The sequence below is a fragment of the Vibrio furnissii CIP 102972 genome (assembly GCF_000176175.1).
Classification (GTDB): domain Bacteria; phylum Pseudomonadota; class Gammaproteobacteria; order Enterobacterales; family Vibrionaceae; genus Vibrio; species Vibrio furnissii.
Map to the genome: position 1 here is coordinate 1257283 of NZ_ACZP01000014.1, position 15493 is coordinate 1272775.

At 51.2% G+C, this 15493-nt stretch carries 11 protein-coding genes; 6 read left to right on the forward strand and 5 right to left on the reverse strand.

The window, feature by feature from the left end; all coding sequences use genetic code 11:
- Positions 1–472: 472 nt before the first annotated feature.
- A complete protein-coding gene (locus VFA_RS15880) occupies positions 473–3505 on the forward strand; it encodes an EAL domain-containing protein (RefSeq protein WP_256619439.1) in 3033 nt (1010 codons plus the stop codon).
- 32 nt (positions 3506–3537) lie between these two features.
- Here the strand turns inward: VFA_RS15880 and VFA_RS15885 are convergent, their stop codons facing one another.
- Both VFA_RS15885 and VFA_RS15890 read right to left on the reverse strand, forming a co-directional pair.
- A complete protein-coding gene (locus tag VFA_RS15885; RefSeq protein ID WP_038151967.1) occupies positions 3538–4056 on the reverse strand; it encodes a cytochrome b/b6 domain-containing protein in 519 nt (172 codons plus the stop codon).
- A 204-nt stretch (positions 4057–4260) separates the two neighbouring features.
- Positions 4261–4950 (reverse strand): DNA-3-methyladenine glycosylase I, encoded by a 690-nt coding sequence (locus VFA_RS15890; RefSeq protein WP_038151969.1) that lies wholly within the window; start codon positions 4948–4950, stop codon positions 4261–4263.
- 195 nt (positions 4951–5145) lie between these two features.
- On the opposite strand from VFA_RS15890, the gene VFA_RS15895 reads away from it, so the two are divergent.
- A complete protein-coding gene (locus VFA_RS15895; RefSeq protein ID WP_004727881.1) occupies positions 5146–5895 on the forward strand; it encodes a GntR family transcriptional regulator in 750 nt (249 codons plus the stop codon).
- A gap of 190 nt (positions 5896–6085) precedes the next feature.
- Here VFA_RS15895 and VFA_RS15900 read toward each other — a convergent pair whose 3' ends face one another.
- The 3 genes from VFA_RS15900 to uxaC all read right to left on the reverse strand — a co-directional run bounded on the left by VFA_RS15900 (position 6086) and on the right by uxaC (position 10533).
- On the reverse strand, positions 6086–7573 hold the full coding sequence (locus tag VFA_RS15900) for a UxaA family hydrolase (protein ID WP_004727882.1): 1488 nt from the start codon (positions 7571–7573) through the stop codon (positions 6086–6088).
- A 10-nt stretch (positions 7574–7583) separates the two neighbouring features.
- Positions 7584–9047, reverse strand: coding sequence for a tagaturonate reductase (locus tag VFA_RS15905; protein ID WP_038151971.1), 1464 nt, complete (start codon positions 9045–9047; stop codon positions 7584–7586).
- A 73-nt stretch (positions 9048–9120) separates the two neighbouring features.
- On the reverse strand, positions 9121–10533 hold the full coding sequence (uxaC, locus tag VFA_RS15910) for a glucuronate isomerase (RefSeq protein ID WP_004727884.1): 1413 nt from the start codon (positions 10531–10533) through the stop codon (positions 9121–9123).
- Between the two features lie 349 nt (positions 10534–10882).
- On the opposite strand from uxaC, the gene VFA_RS15915 reads away from it, so the two are divergent.
- The 4 genes from VFA_RS15915 (at position 10883) to VFA_RS15930 (ending at position 15439) form a co-directional block, all read left to right on the forward strand.
- Positions 10883–11404, forward strand: a complete 522-nt coding sequence (locus VFA_RS15915; RefSeq protein ID WP_014258202.1) for a TRAP transporter small permease — start codon at positions 10883–10885, stop codon at positions 11402–11404.
- 78 nt (positions 11405–11482) lie between these two features.
- Positions 11483–12787 carry a TRAP transporter large permease gene (locus VFA_RS15920; protein ID WP_038152347.1) on the forward strand — a complete coding sequence of 435 codons (1305 nt, stop codon included), beginning with the start codon at positions 11483–11485 and terminating at the stop codon, positions 12785–12787.
- Between the two features lie 32 nt (positions 12788–12819).
- Positions 12820–13776, forward strand: a complete 957-nt coding sequence (locus VFA_RS15925; RefSeq protein WP_232281729.1) for a TRAP transporter substrate-binding protein — start codon at positions 12820–12822, stop codon at positions 13774–13776.
- A 631-nt stretch (positions 13777–14407) separates the two neighbouring features.
- On the forward strand, positions 14408–15439 hold the full coding sequence (locus VFA_RS15930; protein WP_232281730.1) for an ABC transporter substrate-binding protein: 1032 nt from the start codon (positions 14408–14410) through the stop codon (positions 15437–15439).
- The last annotated feature ends 54 nt before the right edge of the window (positions 15440–15493 follow it).

Here is a 15493-nt window from a genome sequence, read left to right on the forward strand (position 1 = left end):
CCGACAACGGCATTTTTTATTGCTGTTCATACCACATTTATCTAGTGATGAATCTTGGTATAACCGGATAAGGTAAGTGTAACTAAATTGTTAAAATCCGCATCAAATTGGCGCAAGCGGGGGAGTAAAGGAAAGCTTACACTCGCGCAAAAGTAGCAGAAAATGCCAGTTTTTGAGGGGCTTGATCGAACATGCTGAAAAGATTCACTCGATTGGAATCAAAATTTGCACAAATATAATGACGCATCCATTGCAGTCGAGAATGAGATCGCAGCCCGATTTGGTGCAACGACGGCTTTTTTGTATCCATGAAAAGCGCGCCTGAACCGAATATGACAGCGTTGTCATTCCTTACCAAAAGCCATGTACTGAATGTGCGATATTCGTGAGTTTTCATAGTGAGTCTTTTGTTATTTTGTCGATTCTTTGCACTATAGGCAGGGATACGGTATCGACTTGATGGACTGGACAAGTGAAAACAAAAGCAAGGCAGTGCACCAGACAAACCACGATTGGCGTCATTATGCCGATGTTCAGTGGTTTTTATATGGGGGAAATCAGTGCAACGTTTCGTCAAAAAGCGAAACAGCATGGCGTGAATCTCATCATGATTCGAGCGGGCGATTCACGGGATTTCACACTGCCCATTGCGTTAACGCAACTGAGCGCCTTGATTGTTGTTCAGCACTGCGCTGGTACCAGTTATGTCAAAGCTGCAACCGAGTTAGGCATTCCCGTATTTTCAATGGGGGCGAGCTACGCGCCGCTGCCCGTGGAACAGCTTTGCAGTGACCAGATGAGCGGGGTGGAGCAGCTTTATGACTGGTTGCTCGCTTTGGGGCATCACAACATTGGCTTTTGTGGTGATTTATCCGTCAACGACATTCGCTCACGGTTCAACGCTTTTAAACAACGGGTCGACACGCAACGCGGCGAGGGCTTTCACAGTTCGCAGTTGTATTGTGTTGACAGCTGCTCGTTGTCTGCCGGGCGCAAAGCCGCCAGTGATTGGCTGAACACGGTGGGGAATGAGTGTACGGCCATCATCTGCGCGACGGACGAAAACGCCATCGGCATGATTGAACAATTGCAGCGCAACGGCATTCGTGTGCCCGATGATGTTGCGGTTGTCGGCATCGATAACATTTTCTCCGGCATGTCGGTCACGCCAGCATTAACCACGGTGGATCAGCAATTGGAGGAACTCGCCTGCAAGGCGTTTGAACGCGCGCTCGCCCGCATTGCTGGGGCGCCATTTCAAGAGGAAGTGATTCACGTTGAGCAAAAGCTGGTGGTGCGCCAATCCTGCGGCAGCAGGGCATTGGTGGCTGACGCGAGTGACGCCTCTCAGTCGGTGCGTCAGGCGATGGTGTATGAAAGCCGTTATTCGTCGTCGGAGCTGTTTGATACCTTGTATTCCATCGCCAAAGATGGCTTTGATTCGATCCTCGATGCGTGCAGCCTGTACCAATGTAATTTGGCGTGGGCTGAGTTAAATCGCTACGACGGCGACGCGCTCTCCTTGTTGAAAGTTTCGTTTCTTGAGCAGCAGGCACTGCAATCTCGCCCCGCCAACAGCGCCCTTCGAACGCTGAGCGATCTGCCTTGCGTGGCCGGGGATCGGCCTTACGTGGTGTCGGTGTTGCCTGTGCATCGCGGCGAACGCGACTGTTGGGACATTGTCACTGCGGTCGAGAATCTCGACGGGCGCCAATACATCGGTAAATCGGCACTGTTTTACAACTACCTCGATATCTTGTCTCTGTTTGTTGAGCGAGACGCGCTGATCGAAACCAGTGTGCAGCGCCACAAAAAATCACAACAGTTATTACAGCAACTCAAAGTGGTGTTGAACAGTTCGAACGATGGGATTTGGCAATGGGACCTGCTCGCCAATCGCCTGAGCTGGAATGGCCGGTTGACCAAGATGTTGAAGCTTGCCGATACGTCTGATGCCATTAATCCGCAAGTGTTGCTCAATCGCGTGCATCCGGACGATCGCCCCGCGTTTGAAGAGATGCTGCAAACCTATCTGGATGTTTCCGAACCGTTTAAATGCATTCTGCGTTTGCGACGTGATGACGGGCACTACATTTGGGTGCAATTGAGTGGCGCGGTGATTCACAACACGCAAGGCCGACCGATTCGTTTGGTGGGATCCATGACGGACATCACGGAGCAACAGGAGTCGGCCGACAAAATTCATCAGATGGCCTATTACGACGGTTTGACGGGCGTGGCCAACCGACGAAAATTGATGGAAGTGATCGAGCACCATATTCAGCATCATCCCAACAGCACCAAAGCGGTCATGATGATGGATTTGAACCGGTTCAAGATCATCAACGATACATTTGGGCATCAGGTGGGGGATGCGTTGTTGTGCCATGTGGCGGAGGCACTGCAACAGACATTGCGCGCGGAGGACATCATCGGCCGCTTTGGTGGCGATGAGTTTGTGTTCTTCTGCGATGTGCAGAATGATTATCAAGCCCACGAACTGGCGAATCGACTGCTGCGAGCGGTCAAACGGCCGATGCAATATGACAACATGGAATTGGTCGGCGAAGCTAGCATTGGGGTGGCGTTTTATCCCCAGCATGGCGTGGATGGCGATGAGTTGATCAAAAACGCGGACGTCGCCATGTACCGCGCCAAACAATTAGGCGGCGGTGAAGTGGTGTTGTTCAATTCGAACATGCATGAGCCATTCAAAACGCATTTACGCATCGAGCATCTGCTGGGGTTGGCGATTGACCAAGGCGAAATTCAAGTTCATTACCAGCCGGTCTTCAGTCGACAACATGATCACATCATTGCGGTGGAAGTGCTGGCTCGCTGGCACTCAGCAACCTTGGGGCAGGTGAACCCAAGTGAGTTTATTGTTGTCGCGGAAAACAGCTTTTTGATTATGAAACTGGGCGATTACATCATCGACCGAGTGTGTCAAGACGTGAAGACGTCGCCATGGTTGCAAAACCTTCAGCACATTTCAGTCAATGTCAGCGCCAGGCAGTTAGGGCATTCGCGGTTTGCTGATAACCTGGCGCAGAAAGTGAACGATTACGGTTTACCCGCATCGCTGTTTTGTTTGGAAATGACGGAAACGGCGGCGATGGCCGACAAAGAGCAATGCCTTCGTACGTTGATAGCGCTCAAAAATGCCGGCTTCACGTTGTCGCTGGATGATTTTGGGACGGGTTTTTCGTCGCTTTCTCTGCTTAAGCGCCTGCCGATCAGCGAGGTGAAAATTGATCGTTCATTTATTGCCGATATCGAAGCGCATCCCGCGAACTTGTCGTTTGTGAAAGGGCTCATCAGTATGGTGCAAAGTTTGGGGCATCGTGTGGTGGCCGAAGGGGTGGAAACTGAATCACAAACCCAATTGCTGCGAGCGCTAGGCGTGGATTTGATGCAGGGGTTTTATCTCGCTCGCCCAGCCAGCTTACGAGAGTTTGAGCAGCGCTTTGCGGATACGGAAGCAAGAGAAAAGGAAGAAACGTGACCGCTTCTTCCTGACCGTTTATTGCTCACCGTTTATTTTTCGCGGCCGCGCTGAGGCAGCATGCTTTTGACGTAAGGGCGTTTCACCCAATGGGTCATCAAGATCACGGCGCTAATGTGGATGGCGACAGCAACCATGGTTAGATTGGCAAAGAATTCGTGCACGGCTTTCATGGCGTCTTCCCCCCAAAACATGTCCCACTGGGTTGCCCAACCGGTGAGCGCTGTGGCAATCAATGCCAGCCACATCACCCAAATCATCACCGCGCCTGCCGGGTTATGACCGATGTGGTTGTCTTCTTTGGTTGCCAAAACCTCTTTCAAGTGTGATATCGCCTGATTCACTGACGGTTTAAAGGCCGAAAGGCTCGCCGGGGAGTCGGTGATGATCCCCCAGGTCAGCCGCACGGACAGGGCGACCAAGACTACATATCCGACCCATTCGTGCGTTTCACTTCCAGCTTTAGTGAAAAAGTAGTTCGACAGGAATAGTGCGGCAACGACCCAGTGGGTCAGACGCACGACGCTGTCCCAAACGTAAGGTTTAGTCATCTTTATCCTCTTTGACTTTGCTCATGTCGATGATGTCTGAACATGACTATGACACCAGACACTTAAGCGAAACTTAAGAATGAACAGTGCGATGGCATGATAAGAGGGAAAACGCACAGTGATTGGTTGGCAAGGAGAGCGCAGTAGAGAGCGGTCAGGTGAGAAACCAGAGCCACTCGTTTGTGACTCTGGCTGACTGGAAGGTTACATCACGCGGTTGTCGCCGGTGCTGAAAGCGATGATTTGACTGATTTCGCTAATACTGCGGCCTGATTCCTGTTGCCATTGGCAAAAGGCGGCGTTCGACGCTTGCAGTGAACGCTTGGTGTTCTTGCCACCCTCGATGATGCCGATATTGCGCAGGTAGGCTTCTACGTCACCTGAGAGAATGAATGTATCTGCGCCCATTTGGCGTAGGGTGTACGGGCCGGTATTGCCGCCCAAGCGGTCGCCGTGTTTTTTCAGGTAATCCCACAATTCGGTGATGCGTTCAACTGGCCAGTTGGCGACCATCTCACTGAATGAGCCGTATTCCTGACGCGCGTCGTAAATCATGCGCGCATTTTTGGGAATCGACATCACTTTGGCGAGGTGACGGATGATTTTCGGGTCTTGGGCTTTCTGTTCCCATATGTCGTCAGACAGCATCAATAGGGGTTCGATGCGAAACTGGAAAAATAGTTCTTCAAAGTTGGGCCATTTCTTGCGCACCACATCCCATGAGATGCCGCATTGAAAGACTTTCATACTGAATCCCGACAACCAACGGTCGTCGGGAATAGCGGCTAACTCGGCTGTGCTGAGTGGTTTCTTCAGCAGGCTCTCAAGTTGGTCTTCTCCGCCTTTACGCTCGGCGGCACGTTGGTAGATTGATTGAAACGTTTCCATTGTCATGTGAAGTGCCACTTTTTGTGATGAGAAACAACAGTCTAACAGAGCGATGTGCGTTCGGCACGGATTGGTTACGCGGTGAGCAAACGACCTTGTCTGGCAATCTGACATTGATTTAATGCGATCCGAGTTTTGTTTAGCGTTGCAGTGATCCTGTATGTTAGACTAATTGGTATAACAAGTTGCTGTGGGATAGATATGGAACCGAACGTTAAGCTTTACCAGAAGATTGCTAACCGCTTCAAAACTGACATTGCCAATGGGGTATACCAGGTGGGTGACATGTTGCCAGCCGAGCGTTTGATCGCCGAGCAAATGGAAGTGAGCCGCACCGTGATTCGTGAAGCGATGATCATGCTGGAAGTGGAAGGTTACGTCGAAGTGCGTAAAGGCTCAGGAATTCGTGTCATCAACACCACCATCGAAGCACCAACTGCTGATGCGAGCGCAACGTTGAGTGATGCGAGTTTTATGCTCACCTGCGGCCCCTTTGAGCTGTTGCAGGCGCGTCAGTTATTTGAAAGCAATATTGCTGAATTTGCGGCCACGCAAGCGACCAAGCAAGATTTGGTCGCGCTGATGAAGATTCAAGAACAAGCTAAATCTGATGATTACAGCCGCGATTCCTACTGGGACAGCGAATTTCACATACAGCTAGCCCGCTGTACGCAGAACTCTGCAGTGGTGCATGTGGCAGAGATGTTGTGCAAACATCGCGAGAATAATCCGTACTGGAAGAAGCTGCATGAACACATCGAAGACAACAAAATTCGTAGTTGGTGCAGCGAGCATGATGAAATCGTCAAGGCGCTGATCAAGCGCGACCCACAAGCGGCGCGTCAGGCGGTGTGGCAGCACATCGAAAACACCAAGCAGATGCTGTTTGATGGTTCGAGCGACGATTACGACCGTTTCCTGTTTGCCGAAAGCCCCATTTCGACATTCTGATGATTTCAAGCGAAGCCAAGTGCTTCGCTTTTTTATGGCGTGAAGTTGAGTCTTGAAGGTTGAGTCATTGAAGAATGACATCGGGTTTTACATTGACGGAACAACCGACCCGCAATAAAAAATCAGGCGACCCGAAGGTCGCCTGATGGGCATCTGTGTCTTTCGATGGGTTTTATTATACCGACTTGAGTTACAACGTCACGCCACTCTTGAACACCGCGATTTCGCGAAAGTCATTTAGCTCATTGCGGGTCGGCTCGCCATTAACGAAATCGGCGACTTTGGCGACAAATTGTTCCAACAGCAAGTCCATCGATGTGCCTTCAACCAAAGCCCCGGCGTTGAAATCAATCCAGTGCGGTTTGCGTCTTGCCAAATCGCTGTTGGTCGCGAGTTTCAAGGTCGGCACCGGGCCGCCGTACGGGGTGCCGCGTCCGGTACTGAACAGCACCATGTGACAACCGGCCATTGCCAAGGCGGAGGTAGCAATCGCATCGTTACCCGGCGCGCTGAGCAAATTCAACCCCGGTTTCGACAACCGCTCGCCATAGCGCAGTACATCCATCACTTGGCTGCGACCTGCTTTTTGTGTGCAGCCGAGTGATTTCTCTTCCAGCGTGGAAATGCCGCCCGCTTTGTTGCCCGGAGACGGGTTCTCGTAAATCGGCTGCTTGTGGTCGATGAAATACTGTTTGAAATCGTTGATCATCTTCACTGTCTGCTCGAAGGTGGTTTTGTCGGCGCAGCGGCTCATGAGAATATGTTCGGCGCCAAACATCTCCGGCACTTCGGTCAGCACTGTGGTGCCGCCATGTGTCACCAAGTAATCGGAGAAACGCCCCAGCAATGGGTTGGCGGTGATGCCTGAAAATCCATCCGACCCGCCGCATTCCAAGCCAAAGCGCACTTCGCTCAGATAGCCCGGCTCACGTTGATCGCTTGCCATTTTGCCGAGCAGTTTCTTCATCAGTTCGACGCCGGTTTCCACTTCATCATCGTGTTTTTGGCAGATCATGAATTCCACCCGCTCCGGGTCGAAATCGCCCAGCGAGTCACGAAACGCATTCACTTGGTTGTTTTCACAGCCAAGACCGACGACCAGAACCCCGCCCGCGTTGGGATGCTTGACCAGATTTTGCAACAGCACCTTGGTGTTGTTGTGGTCATCGCCCAGTTGCGAGCAGCCATATTGATGGGTGAACACCTGAATGCCGTCGATGTGGGACAGATCCATCTCGGTTTCGACCTGCTTTTTCATCATCTTGGCCATGGCATTGACGCAGCCCACGGTCGGAATGATCCACAGTTCGTTGCGAATGCCGACGGTGCCATTGGCGCGGCGATAGAGCGATACCGGCGTATTGGCCAGTGAGCTACTGACTGACTGAAAATCGGGCTGGTAGTCGTAGTCGTTCAGGTCGCTGAGGTTGGTGCGAATGTTGTCTTGATACACTCGCTGCCCGATGGCAATCGGCGCCAAAGCATGGCCAATTGGTGCGCCGTATTTGATCACCCGATCGTTGGGCGCGAAATCATTCAGTGCCACTTTGTGCGCTTGCGGAATGGCTTCCAGCAACGTCAGGGTTTGACCATCGAGTTCCGCGGTCAACCCTGCGTCCAAATCGCGCAGCGCCACGGCGACATTATCGCTCGGATGAATTTTGAGTAATGGATTCACAAGCTTCCCCTTAACAACGGCTGAGTGCGTCTCGCATGCCATGCGCGCAAATGCGTTCAACGTGCGCCGTTACGCATTCTGCCAGCCCAGGAACGCGGGTGAGGTCGGTTTCCCAGTGCGCGGCATTGCTCAATACACCGTCAACCAGTTCGCGGTGGCTGCTTTCGCCCCGTTCGACTTTTGGCCATGCGCTGGCAAAGAAATCGAGCCAAGGCTGGTCATCGGCGAGGGCATATTCGCCCTCGGCGCGTTGCCCGCGATAGAAGGTGATGAGGGCTGCCAGCGCAAAGCTCAGGTAACGCGGCAGTTGACCTTGTGTCTGCTGGTAGGTGAGTAACTGAGGCAGAATACGCGTTTTGAATTTGGTCATGCTGTTGAGCGCAATCGACAATAACAAATGCTTGATGTACGGGTTTTTGAAGCGGTATTCGACATCGCGCGCAAAGGCGCGCAGTTCATCTTTGGGCAACGACAAGGTCGGAATGATTTCGTCAAACATCACGGCTTTGAGGTACGCGGCGATCTGCTCGTCTTGCATGCTGTCGCCCACCGTATCGATGCCGGCCTGAAACGCCACCGGCACTAACGCGGTGTGCGCACCATTCAAAATGGCGACTTTGCGCTCTTTGTATGGCTTGATGTCGTCAACAATTTTGATGTTCAGTGCCTGTTCGTCACTCAGTTGATCAAGACACAGGGCTTGATTCAGCCATTGCGGGCCTTGAATCACGAACAGGTAGAAGTTTTCTGCGCTGACCATAAAGGTGTCGCGGTAATTGAGTTGCGCTTCCAAAGCGGCCACTTCATCTTTCGGATAGCCAGTGACAATGCGATCCACCAAAGTGGAGCAGAACGTATTGGCACTTTCCACCCAGTCACGAAACGCCGCAGGTAGAGCCCAAAGGTCGATGTAACGCAACACGATGGCTTTGAGCGCTTCGCCGTTGTAATCAATCAACTCGCAAGGAATGAGGGTCCAGCCTTTGTCTTGCGCGCCGTCGAAGTGATTGAAGCGCTCCCACAACATGCGGGTCAATTTGGCCGGGTAGCTGCTGGGCGGCAAATCGCTCAGTTGATCGCTGTCGACAAACGCAATGCCGGCCTCGGTGGTATTGGAAAACACAAACTCAATGTCTGGGTTTTTCGCGCGTTCCAGAATCGCTTCGAATTCGCGGTACGCCGACAACTCTTCGTTGACGGAATAGATGATGCGCGATTGAGACACCGCTTCGCCGGACTCGTCCAGACCGCGAATCAGCGTGGTGTACAAGCCATGTTGTGTATTGAGGCTGGGTGGAAACTCGCCGCCAATCGGGCGAATAACACTGACGCCGGCGTTGAAGTCGGTGTGTTGGTTCAACTGGTCAATTTGCCAGTCTAAAAATGCGCGCAGAAAGTTGCCTTCACCAAATTGAATGATTTTGGTCGGATACGACGGGCCGGGAAAAGTATCGCGATTAAGCTGTTTCATCATAAGTACCTGTTGGGGGCTGCCCAACCTTATGGCGGGCAGCGAATCTCGGGCGTTTAAACGTGGCAAAAGTGGATCACTTGTGCGTGATGCCAAAATAGTTTTTTGCGTTGTGGTAGCAGATGTCCGACACCATGCGGCTCAGCAAATCAAAGTCGGCTGGCGCTTCGCCGTTCTCCACCCATTGGCCAATCATCTGGCACAGAATGCGGCGGAAGTATTCGTGGCGAGTGTAAGAAAGGAAGCTGCGACTGTCGGTCAGCATGCCGACAAAACGGCTCAGCAAGCCCAGTTGCGCGAGCTGCGTCATCTGACGTTCCATGCCATCTTTCTGATCGTTGAACCACCAACCCGAGCCAAACTGGATCTTGCCTTCCACACCGCCGCCTTGGAAGTTGCCACACATGGTCGCAATGACTTCGTTATCGCGTGGGTTCAAGCAATACAGAATGGTCTTGGGTAGTGCATCGTCACGATCCAGCGCATTCAGCAGGCGTGCCAGCGGCAGGGCGACTTCGCCATCATTGATGGAATCGAAACCCGTGTCTGGGCCGAGCAGATTGAACATGCGTTGGTTGTTGTTACGCAGCGCACCGATGTGATACTGCTGCACCCAACCGCGTTTGGCGTACGCTTTCCCCAGATAAACCAGCACGGCGGTTTTAAATTGCGCGGTTTCAAAGGGGGTCACCGCGCCGCCCGCAAGGCGTTTGGCTAAGATGGCATCGAGCTCTTGTTCGGTTGCGTCTTCGTAGCTCACCGTATCGAGCGCATGGTCAGTCACGCAGCAGCCGTGATCAGCGAAATGTTGCAGGCGTTTGTCCAGCGCTTGGCACAAATCGGCAAAGCGGTGAATTTCCACATCTGCCACTTCAGCCAGTGCTGCCATGTAATCGGTGAAGGTGTCGAGATGAATGTTAAATGCTTTGTCCGGACGCCAGCTTGGCAGCATTTGTACCGGGAAGTCTTTGTCTTCAGCGACACGTTTGTGCGCGCTTAAATCGTCAATTGGATCGTCGGTGGTGCCAACCATTTCCACGTTCATCTTCTGCATGATCGCGCGCGCACTGAACTCTGGGCTGGCCAGCATTTCATTGCATTGATCCCAAACGCGCGGGGCGCTCTCTTCATTCAAGACCATGCCTGTAATACCAAACGGACGACGCAATTCGAGGTGCGTCCAGTGGTAAATCGGGTTGCCGATGGTAAACGGCACCGTGCGGGCAAAGGCCATGAATTTGTCTTTGTCAGACGCGTTGCCCGTACATAGGCGCTCGTCGACGCCATTACTGCGCATCGCACGCCATTTGTAATGGTCGCCGCGCAGCCAGATGTCGGTCAGGTTCTGAAAGCGGTAATTGTCGGCCACTTGTTGTGGTGGCAAGTGACAGTGGTAATCAATGATCGGCATGTCCGCGGCGACGTCGTGATAGAGGCGACGCGCAAACTCGTTATTCAGCAGAAAGTTCTCAGAGAGGAAAGTGGTCATGTCCTTAATCTCAGTTGTTATACCAATTTGGTTTTAAAGATACATTAGATGTTCGCTTGTTCAAGAGTCTAGCGAGCTTATAGGGGGACAATGTGTGATTTAGGTCTCAATAACTGGCTCGTATATGATGTTTTTGTTGGTGAGATCTGATTTTAGAAAGTTGTTATACAAAAAGTAGTGTTTTTTGATCTCGTTTTGGTTTTTTATCATTTCGACATGTAATATATATTTTTAATTAGTCAGACCAATTAAGGGCATTCAGGACGAGAATGATGGCCCCACAATTGAAGAACAACAAGACCCGGGGCGGACTAATGAATATGTGGGACCGCATCAGAAGAGAAACGCAATGATAATTGAGTTAATCAATGAGTATATAAACAGAGGGCTTCGCCTGCTGCTGACGCTATTTATGGCTGTGATGATCATCGCTGTTGTTTGGCAAGTCTTTACCCGCTTTGTGTTAAATGACCCGGCCAACTTCACGGATGAGTTGTCACGTTATCTATTGATTTGGATTGGCGTCCTAGGCGGCGCTTACACTTTTTCGATTCGACGCCATTTGGCGCTGGAGCTCCTTTCCTCAAGATATGGTGAAAAAGGAAGAAACGTTCTATCCATTTTGACCAACCTGATTGTGGTGATGCTCTCAACCGTGGCCTTTATTTACGGCGGCTATTTATTGGTGAGTTCGACCATCGCAAACGGGCAAATTTCGCCGGGCATTGTGATTGGCGGTCATCATCTGTTAATTGGCTATGTCTATTTGGTGGTGCCAATTTCTGGCGTGTTGATTACCTATTTTGGTGTTCTGGATATTTTCAGATCGATTTATTTTCTGACTCAAACTCGCAGCGACCACCGCGTATAAAGTCTCGCGTTAGGAACAGACATCATGACATTAACGGATTTGTTATTTTCACAAGAATTCCTGATGAACGCGCCGGATATGTTTTACGATATTTTCCCGGTGATCGTTTTGTTCGGAACATTGGCCGTATTACTGATCTTGGGCGTGCCCATCGCCTTCTCGATCGGACTGGCTGCTTTTCTCACGGTATTTGTCGATTTCCCACTCGATAAAACCGCCATCTTAATTTCCCAAAAACTGGCGAACGGGTTGAACAACTTTGGTTTGTTAGCGCTGCCGTTCTTTATTGTCGCCGGCAACTTGATGAACCGAGGCGGGCTCGCTAGTCGCTTAATCAACTTCGCGATGTTGTTTGGTGGGCGACTGCCGGGCGCACTGTCGCACGTGAACGTGATTGCCAACATGATGTTTGGCGCATTGTCGGGTTCTGCGACCGCATCGGCGGCCGCGGTCGGCGGTATCATGCGTCCCCTGCAAGACAAGCACAAATATCCTGCCGATTTTTCCACCGCGGTGAACGTGTCATCGTGCCCGGCAGGGCTTTTGATCCCGCCATCCAACATTTTGATTTTGTATGCGTTGGTCAGCTCGACCTCGGTGCAGTACCTCTTTATTGCCGGTTATTTGCCCGGCATTTTGATGGGGCTTGGCATCATGGTGGGTATTTTCTTGCTTGGCTCGAAATACAACATTCCGCGCGAAAAATACGAGTTCAACGAAAAAGCCAGCAAGGTCATTTTGGATGCGTTGCCAAGCCTTGGCTTGGTGGTGATCATCATGGGCGGCATTCTGGCGGGGGTGTTTACCGCGACAGAAGCCTCGGCGATTGCGGTGGTGTACAGCTTACTGCTTGGCTTTGCTTATAAAGAGCTGAAAACCGGTGATATCTTCCCGATTCTGGTCGACAGCGTGGTGACGACGTCCATCGTTCTGCTGATGGTGGCCACCTCGTCAGCGATGTCGTGGTCAATGGCGAACGCCGACATTCCCACCTTTATTTCCGACTTCATTTTAGAAGCATCGGAAAACCCAATCATGATCATTTTGCTGATGAACATCATTCTGCTCATCATCGGCACCTTTATGGACATGACGCCGGCGGTTCTGATTTTCACGCCGATCTTCTTGCCTATCGCAACGCAGATGGGCATCGACCCGATTCACTTTGGCATCATCATGGTGTTCAACCTGTGTATCGGGATCTGCACACCGCCAGTTGGCACGGCGCTGTTCGTCGGCTGTAGTGTGTACGACACGAAATTAGGGCAAGTGGTGCCGAAGATGATTCCGCTGTTCCTGATCATGATCATCACGTTAGCGATTGTGACGTTGATCCCTTCTCTTTCTTTATGGTTGCCGCATCTGGCTGGATATAACTATTAAAACCAATAACATAGGACTGTGAAATGAAAACGATGAACAAACTTCTTTTGGCGTGCACGGTATCAACCCTGCTGGGGAGCAACGTGTATGCTGCCACTCTGAAACTGTCGCATGCGCTGCCAACCGAGCACCCGGTTCACCAATCGCTGGAGTATTTTGCGAAAGCGGTGAAGAAAGAGGCCAATGTACGCGTGAAAGTGTACCCAAATGGCACCTTGGGCGATGAATCTGAAGGCTTGCAGATGGTACAAAACGGCACCGTGGCTTTCACGAAAGCCAGCGCGGCGACGCTGAACACCTTTGCGCCGGACTACAAACTGCTGTCGCTGCCATACCTGTATAAAGACCGCGCGCAATACGATGCGGTGCTCAATGGCCCGATTGGTGAGGAGATTCTGGCCTCATCACGCAATGCCGGTTTCATTGGGCTGGCTTTCTTGGATGCAGGCTCGCGCAGCTTCTACACCAGCAAACCCATCAAAACGCCAGATGATTTGAAAGGGATGAAGATTCGCGTGCAGAACTCGGCGCTGTCTATCGATACCATCAAAGCGCTCGGTGGCACGCCGGTGCCACTGCCATACGGCGAGTTATATTCTGCGATGCAACAAGGCGTGGTGGATGGGGCAGAGAACAACGTGCCGTCCTACTACTCATCACGTCACTATGAAGTGAAGAATGTATTCTCGCGCGACAACCACACCATGGTGCCGGACGTGCTGGTGGTTTCAACCAGCGTGTGGGATTCACTGACCGAGGCGCAGCGTGAAGCCGTGCGCCATGCCGCGAAAGAGACGGTGAAAGTTCAGGAAGAGAACTGGGCGAAATACGTCGAGAAAGCGACGCAGGATTTAACCAATCACAACGTGACGTTTGTGGAAAGTGATATCGCGAAGTTCCAAGCGGCAGTGCAACCGGTGTACGACAAGTTCAAGAAAGACAACCCCGATTTGGTGCCATTGTTGGAGCAGATTCAAACCATCAACTAAGAGACCTCGATCTCTTGAAACGAGAAAGGCACTGCAGAGCAGTGCCTTTTCTTTGCGCGTTATTCCTGAATTTAGAAATTAACCCAGGTCAGGCTGAGCATCAGAACGACCAAAGAGGTCGCGGAGAACATTGCCAGCATGCCGAATAACTCGCGAAGGTTGATAGACCAAGATTGTTTTTTATCGTACATAACGTCACCTTAATCGACATAACTAAATGAGATTTCGGTCACACTTTACTCCTCGAAATGATTCAGATCAATAAAATTGCGTAAGTTTCCAACAAAAAGAAGAAAAATCGGCCAATCATTGGCAATAAAGTGTAATTAACTTACGTGAAATATCCGTTAGTTCGTTGTCCTGCTTCTAAAAACCGGCGTGCCATGAACGTGGGCAAGATGCCGATCAGTGAGCGGAGCGTATGTGTTTGTGTGAGCTTGTGTTAGATTTTGATGTCATTTTATAAATGAGAATGATTGTTGGATTCATTTCTATTGATATTGTCGTAAATATAAATAAGATAGTCGCCCAGACGAGTCTTTAACATCTCGCGCTTATACAGGAAATAACAATGATAAAACGGTTTGTGATACTTCTTTTCATTTCATTTGCACCCCAAGTTTTCGCTCAAATGACGACGGTGACTGACGTCCTTGATCGTCAAGTGACGCTGGATTTGCCAGCAAAGCGCGTCGTGCTGGGCTTCTATGGGGAAGACTACATGGCGATCGGTACTGAAAAATCGTTTGATCACGTGGTCGGCATGTCGAAAGGGATTTGGGAAAAATGGCGCCCTGCGAACTGGGCAATGTACGTCGCCCATCGCCCATCGTTAGAAGCATTGCCGGATGTGGGCAAAGTAGACACCCAAACGTTCTCGGTTGAGAAGGTGATTAGCCTCAACCCAGATTTGCTGGTCCTGGCTGATTGGCAGTTCAAAGGCCTTGGCAACGACGTCAACCGCATTGAAGATGCCGGCATTCCGGTGATTGTGGTGGATTACAACGCACAGACCGTTGAACGTCACGTACAAAGCACACTGATCATCGGCCAGATCACCGGTCAGGAAGCGCGCGCGGAGAAAATCGCCAAACAATATCAGGACATGGTTCAGCTGGTGGCGGATCGTCTGGCGAAAGCGAACCTGCCTAAACCCACCATTTACGCGGAATTTGGTTTTCCTGGCACCAAAGAGTACGGCTACACCTTCGGTAAAAACATGTGGGGTGCGATGTCGGAAATGGCAGGCGGTGAAAACATCTCTAAACCGTTTGTCGAGTGGTGGGGGCACCTTAACCCAGAGCAAGTTCTGGCGGCTCAGCCGGATGTACTGCTGATCACCGGCTATGAATTTGGCGGTGCTGATGATGCGATGGTGATTGGTCAGGACGTTGACCGCGCGACTGCGCTGGCTCGCCTGAAAGGTTACAAGCAGCGCCTAGGGTGGGATAGCCTACCTGCGGTGAAACACAACCGCATGATCAGTATCTACCACGGTGCATGCCGCAGTATTCTCGATGGCCCGATGATTCAGTTCATCGCCAAAGCGCTCTACCCGGATCTGTTCAACGATCTCGACCCGGAAGCGGAATACATTAACTTCTATAAAGAGTACCTACCGGTGACACCAACCGGAACCTTTGCGGTGTCTCTTTCTGAATAATTTTGAGCGGCACTTTCATGTGCCGCTTGCTCTTTGTGTAATCAGGTAATGTGA

Excerpts from the sequence above, each read along its gene's own strand:
- uxaC (WP_004727884.1), bottom strand. The coding sequence starts at position 10,533 with ATGACCACTTTCCTCTCTGAGAACTTTCTGCTGAATAACGAGTTTGCG.
- VFA_RS15905 (WP_038151971.1), bottom strand. The coding sequence starts at position 9,047 with ATGATGAAACAGCTTAATCGCGATACTTTTCCCGGCCCGTCGTATCCG.
- VFA_RS15915 (WP_014258202.1), top strand. The coding sequence starts at position 10,883 with ATGATAATTGAGTTAATCAATGAGTATATAAACAGAGGGCTTCGCCTG.
- VFA_RS15925 (WP_232281729.1), top strand. The coding sequence starts at position 12,820 with ATGAACAAACTTCTTTTGGCGTGCACGGTATCAACCCTGCTGGGGAGC.
- VFA_RS15920 (WP_038152347.1), top strand. The coding sequence starts at position 11,483 with ATGTTTTACGATATTTTCCCGGTGATCGTTTTGTTCGGAACATTGGCC.
- VFA_RS15930 (WP_232281730.1), top strand. The coding sequence starts at position 14,408 with ATGACGACGGTGACTGACGTCCTTGATCGTCAAGTGACGCTGGATTTG.
- VFA_RS15885 (WP_038151967.1), bottom strand. The coding sequence starts at position 4,056 with ATGACTAAACCTTACGTTTGGGACAGCGTCGTGCGTCTGACCCACTGG.
- VFA_RS15890 (WP_038151969.1), bottom strand. The coding sequence starts at position 4,950 with ATGACAATGGAAACGTTTCAATCAATCTACCAACGTGCCGCCGAGCGT.
- VFA_RS15895 (WP_004727881.1), top strand. The coding sequence starts at position 5,146 with ATGGAACCGAACGTTAAGCTTTACCAGAAGATTGCTAACCGCTTCAAA.